At 71.7% G+C, this 13,283-nt stretch carries 10 protein-coding genes and 2 riboswitches; of the genes, 4 read left to right on the top strand and 6 right to left on the bottom strand.

The window, feature by feature from the left end; all coding sequences use genetic code 11:
- Positions 1-57: 57 nt before the first annotated feature.
- Genes ACGF2Y_RS34650 through ACGF2Y_RS34670 form a run of 5 tightly spaced genes read right to left on the bottom strand, consistent with a single transcriptional unit; the run spans position 58 to position 5,504 of the window.
- The gene (locus ACGF2Y_RS34650; RefSeq protein WP_392955632.1) at positions 58-867 is read right to left on the bottom strand and encodes an enoyl-CoA hydratase; all 810 of its coding nucleotides are present in this window, start codon (positions 865-867) and stop codon (positions 58-60) included.
- Positions 864-1,790 (bottom strand): 3-hydroxyisobutyrate dehydrogenase, encoded by a 927-nt coding sequence (mmsB, locus tag ACGF2Y_RS34655; RefSeq protein WP_392955633.1) that lies wholly within the window; start codon positions 1,788-1,790, stop codon positions 864-866. Before mmsB ends, ACGF2Y_RS34650 begins: the two co-directional genes overlap by 4 nt.
- A complete protein-coding gene (locus ACGF2Y_RS34660; RefSeq protein WP_392955635.1) occupies positions 1,787-2,854 on the bottom strand; it encodes an enoyl-CoA hydratase/isomerase family protein in 1,068 nt (355 codons plus the stop codon). Before ACGF2Y_RS34660 ends, mmsB begins: the two co-directional genes overlap by 4 nt.
- Positions 2,851-3,996, bottom strand: a complete 1,146-nt coding sequence (locus tag ACGF2Y_RS34665) for an acyl-CoA dehydrogenase family protein (protein ID WP_392955636.1) — start codon at positions 3,994-3,996, stop codon at positions 2,851-2,853. Before ACGF2Y_RS34665 ends, ACGF2Y_RS34660 begins: the two co-directional genes overlap by 4 nt.
- Before the next feature lie 5 nt (positions 3,997-4,001).
- Positions 4,002-5,504 (bottom strand): CoA-acylating methylmalonate-semialdehyde dehydrogenase, encoded by a 1,503-nt coding sequence (locus ACGF2Y_RS34670; RefSeq protein ID WP_392955638.1) that lies wholly within the window; start codon positions 5,502-5,504, stop codon positions 4,002-4,004.
- Positions 5,505-5,745: 241 nt separating this feature from the next.
- Positions 5,746-5,925, bottom strand: a riboswitch (cobalamin riboswitch).
- Positions 5,926-6,017: 92 nt separating this feature from the next.
- On the opposite strand from ACGF2Y_RS34670, the gene cobF reads away from it, so the two are divergent.
- Positions 6,018-6,878 (top strand): precorrin-6A synthase (deacetylating), encoded by an 861-nt coding sequence (cobF, locus tag ACGF2Y_RS34675; protein ID WP_392955640.1) that lies wholly within the window; start codon positions 6,018-6,020, stop codon positions 6,876-6,878.
- Positions 6,879-6,941: 63 nt separating this feature from the next.
- Here the strand turns inward: cobF and ACGF2Y_RS34680 are convergent, their stop codons facing one another.
- Entirely contained in the window at positions 6,942-7,139 is a 198-nt protein-coding gene (locus ACGF2Y_RS34680; RefSeq protein ID WP_392955641.1) for a hypothetical protein, read from the bottom strand.
- Between the two features lie 324 nt (positions 7,140-7,463).
- Positions 7,464-7,679, top strand: a riboswitch (cobalamin riboswitch).
- Positions 7,680-7,845: 166 nt separating this feature from the next.
- Here ACGF2Y_RS34680 and metE point away from each other — a divergent pair.
- The 3 genes from metE (at position 7,846) to ACGF2Y_RS34695 (ending at position 13,103) form a co-directional block, all read left to right on the top strand.
- Positions 7,846-10,170 (top strand): 5-methyltetrahydropteroyltriglutamate--homocysteine S-methyltransferase, encoded by a 2,325-nt coding sequence (gene metE / locus ACGF2Y_RS34685; protein WP_392955643.1) that lies wholly within the window; start codon positions 7,846-7,848, stop codon positions 10,168-10,170.
- Between the two features lie 128 nt (positions 10,171-10,298).
- Complete coding sequence (locus tag ACGF2Y_RS34690; protein ID WP_392955645.1) at positions 10,299-11,264, top strand: Imm49 family immunity protein; 966 nt, start codon at positions 10,299-10,301, stop codon at positions 11,262-11,264.
- Positions 11,265-11,711: 447 nt separating this feature from the next.
- Entirely contained in the window at positions 11,712-13,103 is a 1,392-nt protein-coding gene (locus ACGF2Y_RS34695) for a lysine N(6)-hydroxylase/L-ornithine N(5)-oxygenase family protein (RefSeq protein ID WP_392955647.1), read from the top strand.
- Positions 13,104-13,283: the final 180 nt, after the last annotated feature.

A 13,283-nucleotide genomic window follows, 5' to 3' on the forward strand; every position in this document is an offset into this window, starting at 1 on the left:
GACACAACCGTCTATAACGCACGCATGGGCGCGGTTCATCCCGCGCCCACGCGTGGGTCAGCGGTGTGTGAACTCCGCGGGCCGCTTCTCGGTGAACGCCTGCATGCCCTCCTTCTGGTCGGCTGTCGCGAACACCGCGTGGAACAGGCGGCGTTCGAAGCGGACGCCCTCGGCCAGGGTCGTCTCGAAGGACCGGTTCACCGCCTCCTTCGCCATCATCGCGACCGGCGCCGACATCCCGGAGACGGTGTCTGCCACCGCGAGCGCCTCCTGGAGCAGATCCGCGTCCGGGACGATCCGGGACACCAGTCCGGCCCGCTCCGCCTCCTCGGCCCCCATGTTCCGGCCGGTCAGGCACAGGTCCATCGCCTTGGCCTTGCCGATCGCCCGGGTCAGCCGCTGGGAGCCGCCGATGCCGGGGATCACCCCGAGCCGGATCTCCGGCTGCCCGAAGACCGCCGACTCCGAGGCGATGACGAGGTCGCACATCATGGCCAACTCGCAGCCGCCGCCCAGGGCGTAGCCCCGTACGGCGGCGATCGTGGGCGTGCGGAGATGCCCGAGGCGGTCCCAGGCGGTGAACCAGTCGCCGAGATACATGTCCGCGTAGTTCTGCGGCTGCATCTCCTTGATGTCCGCCCCCGCCGCGAACGCCTTGCCGCCGCTGCCGGTGATGACGACGCAGCCGACGCCGGGGTCCCGGTCCAGCGCCTCGGTGGCCTCGACCGTCTCCCGCATGACCTCCAGGCTCAGAGCGTTGAGCGCCTCGGGGCGGTTCAGGGTGAGCAGCGCGGTGCGGCCCCGGCGCTCGACCAGGATCGTCCCGTACGGGCCCGGAGTGGACGCGTTCTCGCTGGTCTCGCTCATGTGGTGCTGCCCTTCTGTGGATCGGTGGTGTTCGACGAGGCCGCCCGGATGGCCCGGACGATCCCGGAGAAGTCCTGGTCCGCCCCCGCGCCCTCGGCGAACCTGGCGTACAACTCGGCCGCAAGCAGCCCCAGTTCGGCGTCCACCCCGCCGGCGTGCACCGCGTTGGCGGCCAGCCCGAGGTCCTTCGCCATCAGGGGCGCGGCGAATCCGGGGCGGTAGTCCCGGTTGGCCGGGCTCGTCGGGACCGGGCCGGGGACCGGGCAGTTGACGGTGAGCGCCCAGCACTGGCCGGAGGCCGCCGACGCCACGTCGTACAGCGCCTGGTCGGACAGGCCGAGACTCTCGGCGAGCACGAACGCCTCGCTGACGGCGATCATCGAGACACCGAGGATCATGTTGTTGCAGATCTTCGCCGCCTGTCCGGCGCCCGCCGCACCGCAGTGCACCGCCTTCTTCCCCATCACGGACAGCAGCGGCCCGGCCTCCGCGAACGCGCTCTCCGAGCCCCCGGCCATGAAGGTGAGCGTGCCCGCCACGGCCCCCACCACCCCGCCGGAGACCGGGGCGTCCAGCGACCGGTGACCGGCCGCCTCCGCCGCCGCGTGGGCGGCCCGGGAATCGGCCACGTCGATGGTCGAGCAGTCGATGAACAGGGTGCCGGGGCGGGCGGCGGCGAGCAGGCCCTGCGGCCCGTACAGGGAGAGGACTTGGCGGCCGGCGGGCAGCATGGTGATCACCACGTCCGCGACGGCCGCCGCCCGGCCGGCGGACGGGGCCGCCTCGACCCCGTCTCCCGCGGCGGCCGACAGACAGGACTCGACGAGGTCGTGACCGAGCACCCGGTGCCCGGCCCTGAAGAGGTTGGCGGCCATCGGGCCGCCCATGTTGCCCAGTCCGATGAAGGCGACGGTCGTGGTCACCAGGGCACCTCCTGAGGTGAGTCGGACGCGGCGAGGGAGAGGTCCTCGCCGCCGGTCGGTGCGAAGTACCTGGCCACGTCCGCGTCCGTGACCTCCACGAGCGTGCCGGGCGACCAGTGAGGCGTCCGGTCCTTGTCGATCACCTGGGCCCGGATGCCCTCCACCAGGTCGGGGGAGGCCAGCGCCGCGCACGAGACGCGGTACTCCTGCTCCAGCACCCGTTCCAGCGGGCCGAGTTCGCGTGCCCGGCGCAGCGCCGCCAGGGTGACCTTCAGCGCGGTGGGCGAGCGGCCGAGGATCGTGGCGGCTGCTTCTCCGGCCGCCGGAACGTCGGAGGCGAGCAGCCGCTCCACGATCTCCTCGACCGTGCCGGCGGCGTAACAGTGGTCGACCCAGGTGCGGTTGGCGTCCAGTACACCGGGGGGCGCGTCCCGGACGTGACGGCGGAGCACCCGGTCCGGGGCCTCGGTCCGCAGTCCGGCGAGGAACGCGGGCAGGTCCGCCTGGGGTACGAAGTGGTCCGCGAGCCCGCAGAGCAGGGCGTCCCGGGCTCCCACCACCGCACCGGTCAGGGCGAGGTGGGTGCCCAGCTCGCCGGGGGCCAGCGCCAGCAGATAGGTGCCACCGACGTCCGGTACGAAGCCGATCCCGGTCTCCGGCATGGCCACCTTGGACCGTTCGGTGACGATCCGGACGCTGCCGTGCGCCGAGACCCCGACCCCGCCGCCCATCACGATGCCGTCCATGACCGCCACGTACGGCTTCGGGTAGCGGGCGATGCGGGCGTTGAGCCGGTACTCGTCGCGCCAGAACGCGGCCGACGCCCTGCCGCCGTCCCTGGCGTCCTCGTGGATGGACCGGATGTCGCCGCCCGCGCACAGGCCGCGCTCCCCGGCCCCGGTGATGACGACGGCTCCCACCTCCGGGTCGGGCTCCCACCGGTCCAGGGCCGCCGCGATCGTCTTCACCATCGCGTGGGTGAGGGCGTTGAGCGAGGCGGGCCGGTTCAGGGTCAGCACCCCCGTACGCCCCTCGACGCGCACCCGTACGGTCTCCTCGGTCATCGCAGGGCTCCCGTCAGGCTCCGGGCGACCATGACGCGCATGATTTCGTTGGTCCCTTCCAGGATCTGGTGGACCCGCAGGTCCCGGACGATCTTCTCGATGCCGTACTCCGTCAGATAGCCGTAGCCGCCGTGCAGTTGGAGCGCCCGGTCGGCCACCGAGTAGCCGGTGTCGGTCGCGAAGTGCTTGGCCATGGCGCACAACTGCGGGGCGCCCGCCACGTTCCGGTCGAGTGCCTCGGCCGCCTGCCGCACCAGCGCGCGGGCCGCCGCCAGCTCGGTCGCCATATCGGCCAGCCGGAACTGCAGGGCCTGCGCGTCGAGCAGCCGGCCGCCGAACGCCTCCCGGTCCGCGAGATGGGCGATGCTCCGGTCCAGGGCGCTCTGCGCGCCGCCCAACGAGCAGGCCGCGATGCCGAGTCGGCCGCCGTTCAGGCCGTTCATCGCGATGCGGAAGCCGCCGCCCTCCTCGCCGAGCAGCCGGTCGGCCGGGATGCGGACCCCGTCCAGCAGGACCTGGCGGGTGGGCTGGGCGTTCCACCCCATCTTCTTCTCGTCGGGCCCGAACGAGAGCCCGGGGTCGTCCCGTTCGACGAGGAACGCGGAGATCCCCCGGGGCCCGTCATCGCCGGTGCGGGCCAGCACGATGTAGAGGTGCGAGGCCCCCGCGCCGGAGATGAACTGCTTCGTCCCCGTCAGCACGTAGTGGTCGCCGTCGCGCACCGCACGGGTGCGCAGCGCGGCGGCGTCGGACCCGGCGCCCGGCTCGGTCAGGCAGTAACTGCCCAGCCGCTCCATGGTGCAGAGCGTCGGCAGATGGCGGGTCCGCTGGCCCTCGGTGCCGTACCGGTCGATCATCCAGCCGACCATGTTGTGGATGGAGAGATAGCCCGCGATGGACGGGCAGCCGGTGGCCAGAGCCTCAAGAACGAGGACCCCGTCGGAGCGGGAGAGCCCGGAACCACCGATGTCCTCCCGTACGTAGACGCCGCCGAGGCCCACTTCGGCCGCCTTGCGCAGGACGTCGACCGGGAAGTGCTTGTCCTGGTCCCAGGCCACGGCGTGCGGGGCCAGATGTTCCTGGGCGAAGTCGAGTGTCGTCTCGACGACCGCGAGCTGGTCGTCGGTGAGCAGTGTGGTCATGGCGCTCACCCCATGGTCGGAATCGTGAAGCTCGCGCCGTCCCGGATCCCCGAGGCGGGCCAGCGCGAAGTGACCGTCTTGGTACGGGTGTAGAAGCGGATGGCGTCCGGCCCGTGCTGGTTGAGGTCCCCGAATCCGGACCGCTTCCAGCCGCCGAACGTGTGGTACGCCACCGGCACCGGGATCGGCACGTTGACGCCGACCATGCCGGTGTCGACCCGCCGGGTGAAGTCGCGGGCGGTGTCGCCGTCGCGGGTGAACAGGGCGACGCCGTTGCCGTACGGGTGTTCCGAGGGCAGTCGCAGCGCCTCCTCGTAGTCCGCCGCTCGGACCACGCACACCACCGGGCCGAAGATCTCCTCCTGGTAGATCCGCATGTCCGGGGTGACCCGGTCGAAGAGGGAAGCACCGGCGAAGAAGCCGTTCTCGTGCCCCTCCAGGGTGAAGTCCCGTCCGTCGACGACCAGTTCGGCACCCTCCTCGACGCCGAGGTCGACATAGCCGCGGACCCGGTCCACCGCGTCGCGGCCCACCAGCGGACCGAAGTCGGCGCCGGGGTCGTCCGAGCGACCGATCCGCAGCCCGGCGATCCGCTCGGTCAGCCGGGCCACCAGCGCGTCGGCGGTGGCCTCGCCCACGGGCACGACCACCGAGATCGCCATGCACCGCTCGCCCGCCGAGCCGTAACCGGCGCCGATCAGGGCGTCCACCGCCTGGTCCAGGTCGGCGTCCGGCATCACGACCATGTGGTTCTTCGCCCCGCCGAAGCACTGCGCCCGCTTGCCGTGGGCGGCGGCGGTGGCGTAGATGTGCGCGGCGATCGGCGTCGACCCGACGAAGCCGAGCGCCTTGACGCGCGGGTCCTCCAGCAGGGTGTCCACGGCCTCCTTGCCGCCGTTGACGACGTTCAGGACACCGGGCGGCAGTCCCGCCTCCAGGAACAGTTCGGCCAGCCGCAGCGGCACCGACGGGTCCCGCTCGGAGGGCTTCAGGATGAAGGCGTTCCCACAGGCCAGAGCGGGTGCGGCCTTCCACAGCGGGATCATCGCCGGGAAGTTGAACGGGGTGATGCCCGCCACCACCCCGAGCGGCCGGCGCAGCGAGTGGACGTCGATCCCGCCCCCCGCGTTGTCGCTGAACTCGCCCTTCAGCAGATGCGGGACACCGGCGGCGAACTCCACCACGTCCAGACCGCGCGTGATGTCACCGTGCGCGTCGGCCACGGTCTTGCCGTGCTCCGAGGAGAGCAGCCGGGCGAGCGACTCCCGCTCCTTCTCGACCAGTTGGAGGAAGCGGAGCAGCACACGGGCGCGACGCTGGGGGTTCCACTCGCCCCACGCGCGCTGCGCCTCGGCGGCATCCGCTATCGCCGTCCCGGTCTCGGACCGGTCGGCCAGCGGCACGCGGGCCTGGACCAGACCGGTATTGGGGTCGTGCACATCGCCGTACCTGCCCGAGGTGCCGGGTGTGTTCTTGCCGCCGATGAAATGGGTGAGCTCGCGAACCATGGAAGCCTGCTCCTGTCGGTGAGGTCGTCAGGTGGGATCGTCAGGTGAGGTCCGGGGATGGCGCGCGGCGGCACCGGCGCACGGCGCACCGTCGGTTCGGTGCGCGCGGGTGCGGAGGGGCCTGCCGTCGGGGACGCGAAGGGCGGGGGCCGTCAGGGGGCGGGGCAAACCGCTCGCCGGGACGGGCCTGCGGGGCCGTGGGTGCGGACCGGTGCCATGCGTGTCTGCTCCATCCTCGTGGAAACACGGAACATCCCGCGGCCGGTATCCTGACTCCCGGATCACCGCGCGTCCTCGTACCTTCCCAACGGCTGCTGCACCGTCAGTGGCATGTCCTGCGAGGACGAACTCCCCGGTCACAGTGGCGGGACCGCGCCGGAATCACACCGGCTTCCCTGACACCACGGGCCTTCGGGGCGGCCGGCTCCCTGCCGGTCACCCCTCTGCTCACGAACATATAGTTGGACGTCCTAGTAAGTCCACCCCGCCTCGCTCCTGGCATGATCGGCCGACATGAGCGACGCACCCCGCCACATCCTCGTCATCGGCATGGGAGCCGGCGACCCCGACCATCTGACCCTCGCCGCGGTGAAGGCCATGCGCCGGGCCGATGTCTTCTTCGTACTGGGCAAGGGCAAGGAGAAGGACGCGCTGACCCGGCTGCGACGGGACATCCTCGACGAACACCTGACCGGCCCCTACCGCGTCGTCGACGCCGAGGACCCGTGGCGGGACCGTACCCAGCAGGACAGCGGACGCTACGCCTCGGCGGTGCGCGACTGGCGCCACCGCCGTGCCGACGTCTGCGAACGCCTGATCTCCGAGGAGCTCGCCCCCGGGCAGTGCGGAGCCTTCCTGGTGTGGGGAGACCCGTCCCTGTACGACAGCACGCTCGCGATCCTGGACGACATCCGCGGCCGGGAAACGGTGGAATTCGGCCACACGGTGATCCCCGGCATCAGCAGCGTCTCGGCCCTCGCCGCCCGGCACCGGGTCACCCTGAACCGGGTCGGCCGCCCCATCCACATCACCCCCGGCCGGCGGCTCGCCCAGGGATTCCCCGAGGACTGCGACCTCGTCGTGATGCTCGACGGCCACGAGAGCTTCACCCAGCTGACGGGCAGGGGGTGGTGGATCCACTGGGGCGCCTACATCGGGACCCCGGACGAACTGCTCGTCTCCGGACCGCTCGACGAGGTGGCGGGCCGGATCAGCCGACTGCGCGCGGAGGCCCGCGAACGGCACGGCTGGATCATGGACACCTATCTGCTGCGCCAAGGTCCGGACGACACGGATGTCTCGGACGACCAGGGGGGTACCCCTCGTACGGGCGGCGCGGATCGTACGGGCGGCGCGGATCGTACGAACGGCTGAAAGGTCCGCGTCGAGGCGCGGGCGGCTCCGGCCGCCGCACCTCGTCGTCGGACCTGTGGGGTGTCAGTCGCGGGACTCGTGCGCCCGGATCACACCGAGCCCGTGTCCCAGGCTGGGGCATTCGGCGGTCAGGTCGCTGCCCCGTACCAGGTAGTCGTGCACGCGGCCGTCCGTCGGCCGCTCGACGGCGCGGTACAGCGTGCCGTTCACGGTGATCGTCCAGTCGTCGCCGTCCTGGGCCCACCCGACTGTCTTCTTCATCTGGCGTTTTCCGTTTCCTCGGTCGGCCTCGCCGCGGGTCGGCGGCCGTGTAGTGGGAAGAAGAACGGCTTGTGACGCTCTGTGGTTCCGCAGTCCCTACGCCATTCGGTTACATCTGTGTCACTGTCACGCCCAGTTGACGCGAACGACCTGACTGGCGGTCAGCGAGCCCTTGACGAACAGTCGAACGGACGGAGAACGTGCGCGGGCCCCGGCGACCGTCCGCCGCGGGGGCGTCCTCCCCGGCGCCGGGGAGGACGCACCGTGTCCCACATCACCGTCCGAAGGGTGAACAACGGTGTGCGCCGGACGGACGCCCCTTCTAGGCTGACCGGTGCAGCTGGTTCGCCCTGTCCGCCAGACAGGGTGTCGTAAGAGGGAACCCGGTGGAAATCCGGGACTGCCCCGCAGCGGTGAGTGGGAACGACCGCCGTCATACGCACTGGGCCCGGCCGGGTCTGGGAAGCGACGGCCATTAGGTGTGTGCCCCGGCAGACGTGCCCGCGAGTCCGAAGACCTGCCCGCTGCCCGCACGCGACCGTTCGCGTGCGGAGATCCCGGTGACCTCGTGGGCGGGTCGGCGTAACCGTCAGGCGGACGGACACGGTTCAACGTGTCCCGGGTGTCCGCCCGACGCGTCATCCCTTCGCGTCCGCGTCCCGTCCCGGGGTCTGCGACAACAGACACGCTCGCGAAGGAGAGTCACGTGACAGCGAAGCCCGCAGCCGCGGCAGCACGGGCCACCGTGTACGGCTACCCCCGCCAGGGCCGTAACCGTGAACTGAAGAAGGCCATCGAGGGCTACTGGAAGGGCCGCGTCGACGCGGACACCCTCCGGCGGACCGCCGCCGACCTGCGCCGGGGGACCTGGCAGCAGCTCGCCGAGGCCGGAGTCCACGACGTGCCGACCGGTGATTTCTCGTACTACGACCATGTCCTGGACACCAGCGTCATGGTCGGCGCTGTCCCCGAGCGGCACCGCGAAGCGATCCGTGCCGACGCCCTCGACGGCTACTTCGCCATGGCCCGCGGCACACAGGACGTCGCGCCGCTGGAGATGACGAAGTGGTTCGACACCAACTACCACTACCTGGTGCCCGAGCTGGGGCCGGACACGGTGTTCGCCGCCGACTCCGCCAAGCAGGTAGCGGAGTTCGGGGAAGCCCTCGCGCTCGGTCACACCCCGCGCCCGGTGCTCGTCGGCCCCGTCACCTACCTCCTGCTCGCCAAGGCGGCCCCGGGGGTGGCCGCGGACTTCGAGCCGCTGACCCTGCTGGACCGGTTGCTTCCCGTGTACGCCGAGGTCCTCGCCGACCTGCGGGCGGCGGGCGCGGAATGGGTGCAGCTGGATGAGCCCGCGCTCGTCCAGGACCGGACCCCGGCCGAGCTGAACGCCGCCGCCCGCGCCTACCGCGAGCTCGGCGGACTCACCGACCGGCCGAAGGTGCTGGTCGCCTCCTACTTCGGGCGGCTCGGCGAGGCGCTGCCGGTCCTGGCCAAGGCCCCCGTCGACGGGCTGGCGCTCGACTTCACCGAGTCCGGCGCCGGGAACCTCGACGATCTCGCGGCGGCCGGCGGGCTGCCCGGCAAGCGCCTGGTCGCCGGTGTCGTCAACGGCCGGAACATCTGGATCAACGACTACGAGAAGTCGCTCGCCACCCTCGGCACCCTCCTCGGCCTCGCCGACCGGGTCGACGTCTCCGCCTCCTGCTCCCTGCTGCACGTCCCGCTGGACGCGGACGCCGAGCGCGACCTCGACCCGCAGATCGCCCGCTGGCTCGCCTTCGCCAAGCAGAAGACCGAGGAGATCGTCGTCCTGGCCCGAGGCCTGGGCGGCGGCACGGACACCATCACGGCCGAACTCGCCGCCAACCGCGCAGACCTGGCCTCCCGCGCCGGTGCCGCGCTCACCCGCGACCCGGCGGTACGGGCCCGTACGGCGGCCATCACCGACGCGGACGGCCGCCGCTCACAGCCGTACACCGAGCGCTCCGCCGCCCAGCGCGCCCACCTCGGGCTGCCGCTGCTGCCGACGACCACCATCGGCTCGTTCCCGCAGACCACCGAACTGCGCACCGCACGCGCGGACCTGCGTGCGGGACGGATCGACCGAGCCGGGTACGAGGAGCGCATCAAGGACGAGATCCGCGAGGTGCTGTCCTTCCAGGAGAAGGCCGGACTGGACGTCCTGGTGCACGGCGAGCCCGAACGCAACGACATGGTGCAGTACTTCGCCGAGCGGCTCACCGGATACCTCGCCACCCAGCACGGCTGGGTGCAGTCCTACGGCACCCGTTACGTCCGCCCGCCGGTCCTCGCGGGCGACATCTCGCGCCCCGAGCCGATGACGGTGCGCTGGACCACGTACGCGCAGTCGCTGACCGAGCGGCCCGTCAAGGGCATGCTCACCGGCCCGGTCACCATGCTCGCCTGGTCCTTCGTCCGTGACGACCAGCCGCTCGGCGACACCGCACGCCAGGTGGCCCTCGCCCTGCGTGACGAGGTGAACGACCTGGAGGCGAGCGGCACTTCGGTGATCCAGGTCGACGAGCCCGCACTGCGCGAAACACTCCCGCTGCGAGCCGCCGAGCACGCCGCGTACCTGGCGTGGGCGACCGAGTCCTTCCGGCTCGCCACCGCCGGCGTGCGGCCCGACACCCAGATTCACACCCACATGTGCTACGCCGAGTTCGGCGACATCGTCCAGGCCATCGACGACCTCGACGCCGACGTCATCAGCCTGGAGGCCGCCCGCTCCCACATGCAGGTCGCCCGCGAACTGGCCGCCCACGGCTACCCGCGTGAGGCCGGACCCGGCGTCTACGACATCCACTCCCCGCGCATCCCCGGCACCGACGAGGCAGCGGCCCTTCTGCGCAAGGGACTTGAGGCCATCCCGGCCGGGCGCCTGTGGGTGAACCCCGACTGCGGCCTGAAGACCCGTGGCTGGCCCGAGACCCGGGCCTCCCTGGAGAACCTGGTCGCCGCCGCGCGGCAGATCCGCGCGGAGCTGCCCACCGAAGCGGCGTGATCCGGGCCCGGTGCGGGAGCGGCCACCGCCGCTCCCGCACCGGGCCGCACCCGTGCGGCCCCGGGGGATGTCCGAGCCCGCTGATAGCGTGCCGCTTCCGGATCGAAGATCACGAAAGGGCGGGGTACGTGCGGGAAGTGACGTGTCATGAGGTGGATGCCCGGCGCTTGGACGAGGCGTCGGAGGGCATCGTCGGACGCACCGCGGGACGGTGGCACCGGATGCGCTACGACGACCCGGCCCCGCGGCGCATGGCCGAAGCGGCCGACGAACTGCTCGACCACGTCGCCGCGCGCACCGCGCAGGGAGCCGCGCTCGACGACGTGACCCGCTCCGCGCTGCGCACGGCGGCCGAGTGCCGCCTGGGGGAGTTGAGCGTCGGCTGTTACCCCGACGGCGACCAGAAGATCCCCTTCCCGCTGATCGGCGAGAAGCTCAGTACCGAGGACGTGTCCTTCAGCGCCGCCTTCGGTCACGCGGGAGCGCAGGCCCCCTCCGCCCGTACCTGGCTCGACACCTTCGCGATCTGCTTGGTCAGCGGCCTCGTATGGGACTGGCAGCGGGTGATCGGACTGTTGCTGCGGAACGACTACGCGCCCGAGATCCACGAAGAAGTGCCCTATTCCCCGCTCACCTCGACATCGGACCCGGCTGACCTCGCCGCGATGGACGCCCTGTGCCTCTATCTGACCCGGACGGAGGGCCACCAGCCCCGCCACTGGCCCACCGTGCCGCTGTGCAAGCCCGATGCCTACGAGTGGAAACAGGCGGCCGCCGCGCTGGACGCCGCAGGCGCACCGACCCCCGATCAGCACCTGCTGCGCGTGCTCCTCGACGACGAACAGGGGGCCTTCGAAGAGGCGTTGGCGGCAGGGCTCGACACCTACCGGGAGAGCGTGGAGTCCCACCCCGCGCCCCGCACTCTGCTGCCGCTCGACACCCTTGCCCTGGCCGCCCTCGCCGTCCAGGTGCACGGATGGGAACTCGGCGTCGGCTCCGGCTATCTGCCGCCCGACCTGCTGGGCTCCACGGACGCGCTGCGCCGGGCGGCGGAGGCGGGAACCAACAACTTGGGGTCCTGGTACGCGAAGTAGCTTCCACGACCCGGCGGGGCGACGTCATCGGCGCCCCCGGAGTTAGGTTAGCCTAACTAGTGAAATCCCCGTGGTGGATCTTTCCTCCCCGGTGTCGCCCTGCGCGCGGACCCGCTTGCGCACCACCCGCCGCACACTCCGACCGAAGGGCTTCACCATGCCGCGCGTTCAGGGCCTGCCGCCCTGCGAACTCCCCGGGGAGCGTGGGGTGTGAGCGGGGGTACGCCGCCGGTTCCCGGCCCGGAGAGTGTGCCGGGAGTCTCGTCGTGGCGGCAGCGGGCCGTGCCGCGACCGGAAGCGCGGCGGGCCGTGCTGTGAGCGAAGCCTCGGTGGCCGAAGGAACCGATATCTCCGTGACGGAAAGGCTGTCGCCATGACGATGACGCTGCGCACGACTCGCCCGGGACGGCCCGCTGCCGCCCCGGCGGCCCCAGCCGGAGGAACCCGATGACGCCGGGACCGCGCACGCCGCCCCTCGATCTGCTGGGGGTGGGGGCAGGGCCGTTCAACCTCTCGCTCGCCGCGCTCGCCGACGGCGTACCCGGGCTGCGCACCGTCTTTTACGAGCAGCGCGCCGCCTTCCACTGGCACCCGGGGCTGCTCATCGAGGGCGCGACCCTCCAAGTGCCCTTCCTCGCCGACCTGGTGAGCCTTGTCGAGCCCACCAGCCCCTGGTCCTACCTCAATTACATCAAGATCCGCCGCAGGCTCTTCCCGTTCTACTTCGCCGAACGCTTCCACATCCACCGCTCGGAGTTCGACAGCTATCTGCGCTGGGTGAGTACCGAACTCCCCGCCACTCGCTTCGGCCACCGGGTCGACACGGTGGCCTGGGACGCCGAACGGGAGGCTTTCGCCGTGGAGTTCACCCGGTCGGGGCCCGACGGTGAGCCCCTCACGACCGGGCTCGCCCACGCCCGTAACCTCGCCCTCGGTGTCGGCACCGCGCCCCACGTCCCCCCGCAGTTGCGGGACCTGGTCCAGGACCCGGCCGCCGTCGTGCTGCACTCCGCGGACTACCTCTCCCAGCGGGACCGGCTGCTGGCCGCCCGCCACATCACCGTCGTCGGCTCGGGCCAGTCGGGCGCCGAAGTCCTGCTGGACCTGCTGCGGTCCCGGCCCGAGGGGGCGGAAGGGCTGACCTGGCTGGCCCGTACGCCGGCGTTCGCGCCCATGGAGTACAGCAAGATCGGCCTGGAGCAGTTCACCCCCGACTACACCCGCTACTTCCACGGCCTTCCGCAGGCCGCCCGGGACCGGCTCCTGCCGCGCCAGTGGCAGCTGTACAAGGGCGTCAGCGGGGACACGCTCGGGGACATCCACGACGAGCTGTACCGACGCAGCCTCGGCGGCGGCTGGCCCGACGTCACGCTCACCCCCGGCATCGAGGTCACCGGCGCGGCAACCACCGGGGCGGGGCGCATCGAACTTAGCGTCGAGCACGGCCAGCAGGAGGCGCGGGGCCGGCTCGTCACCGACGCCGTCGTCCTCGCCACCGGCTACCGGGAGCGCCCCGTCGACACGCTGCTCGCCGCTCTCGACCCGTACATCGTCCGCGACGAGGCCGGGCGTCCGAAGGTCGACGCGGCCCAACGGCTCGTCCTCGCACCGGAGATCGCCGGATCCGTCTTCGTGCAGAACGCCGAGCGGCACACGCACGGCGTCGGCGCACCGGACCTGGGCCTGGCCGCCTGGCGTTCCGCCGTCATCGTCAACGCGCTGACGGGCAAGGAGTTCTACCCGCTGCCGGAGCGCACGGCCTTCACCACGTTCGGCCTCGGCGCACAGGACCGTGAGGACCGGGACCCGGCGTCACGTCCGGCCGAAGAGCGACGGTGACGACGCGGACGACGGTCACGACGGTACGACGCGGACGGGCCGCACGGTGGGGTTCACCGTGCGGCCCGGAGCGGGTCTGTCGGCCGGGGTTCAGCCCTTGCGGGTGTTGATCTCTTCGGTGAGCTGGGGGACGACGGCGAAGAGGTCGCCGACGACGCCGTAGTCGACGAGTTCGAAGAT

The sequence above is a fragment of the Streptomyces sp. NPDC048142 genome (genome assembly GCF_043202835.1).
In the GTDB taxonomy this organism is placed as follows: Bacteria; Actinomycetota; Actinomycetes; order Streptomycetales; family Streptomycetaceae; genus Streptomyces.

What these genes read in the sequence shown, in the direction of transcription:
- ACGF2Y_RS34650 (WP_392955632.1), bottom strand. Translation starts at nt 867, where the DNA reads ATGAGCGAGACCAGCGAGAACGCGTCCACTCCGGGCCCGTACGGGACG.
- ACGF2Y_RS34660 (WP_392955635.1), bottom strand. Translation starts at nt 2,854, where the DNA reads ATGACCGAGGAGACCGTACGGGTGCGCGTCGAGGGGCGTACGGGGGTG.
- ACGF2Y_RS34665 (WP_392955636.1), bottom strand. Translation starts at nt 3,996, where the DNA reads ATGACCACACTGCTCACCGACGACCAGCTCGCGGTCGTCGAGACGACA.
- ACGF2Y_RS34670 (WP_392955638.1), bottom strand. Translation starts at nt 5,504, where the DNA reads ATGGTTCGCGAGCTCACCCATTTCATCGGCGGCAAGAACACACCCGGC.
- cobF (WP_392955640.1), top strand. Translation starts at nt 6,018, where the DNA reads ATGAGCGACGCACCCCGCCACATCCTCGTCATCGGCATGGGAGCCGGC.
- ACGF2Y_RS34680 (WP_392955641.1), bottom strand. Translation starts at nt 7,139, where the DNA reads ATGAAGAAGACAGTCGGGTGGGCCCAGGACGGCGACGACTGGACGATC.
- ACGF2Y_RS34695 (WP_392955647.1), top strand. Translation starts at nt 11,712, where the DNA reads ATGACGCCGGGACCGCGCACGCCGCCCCTCGATCTGCTGGGGGTGGGG.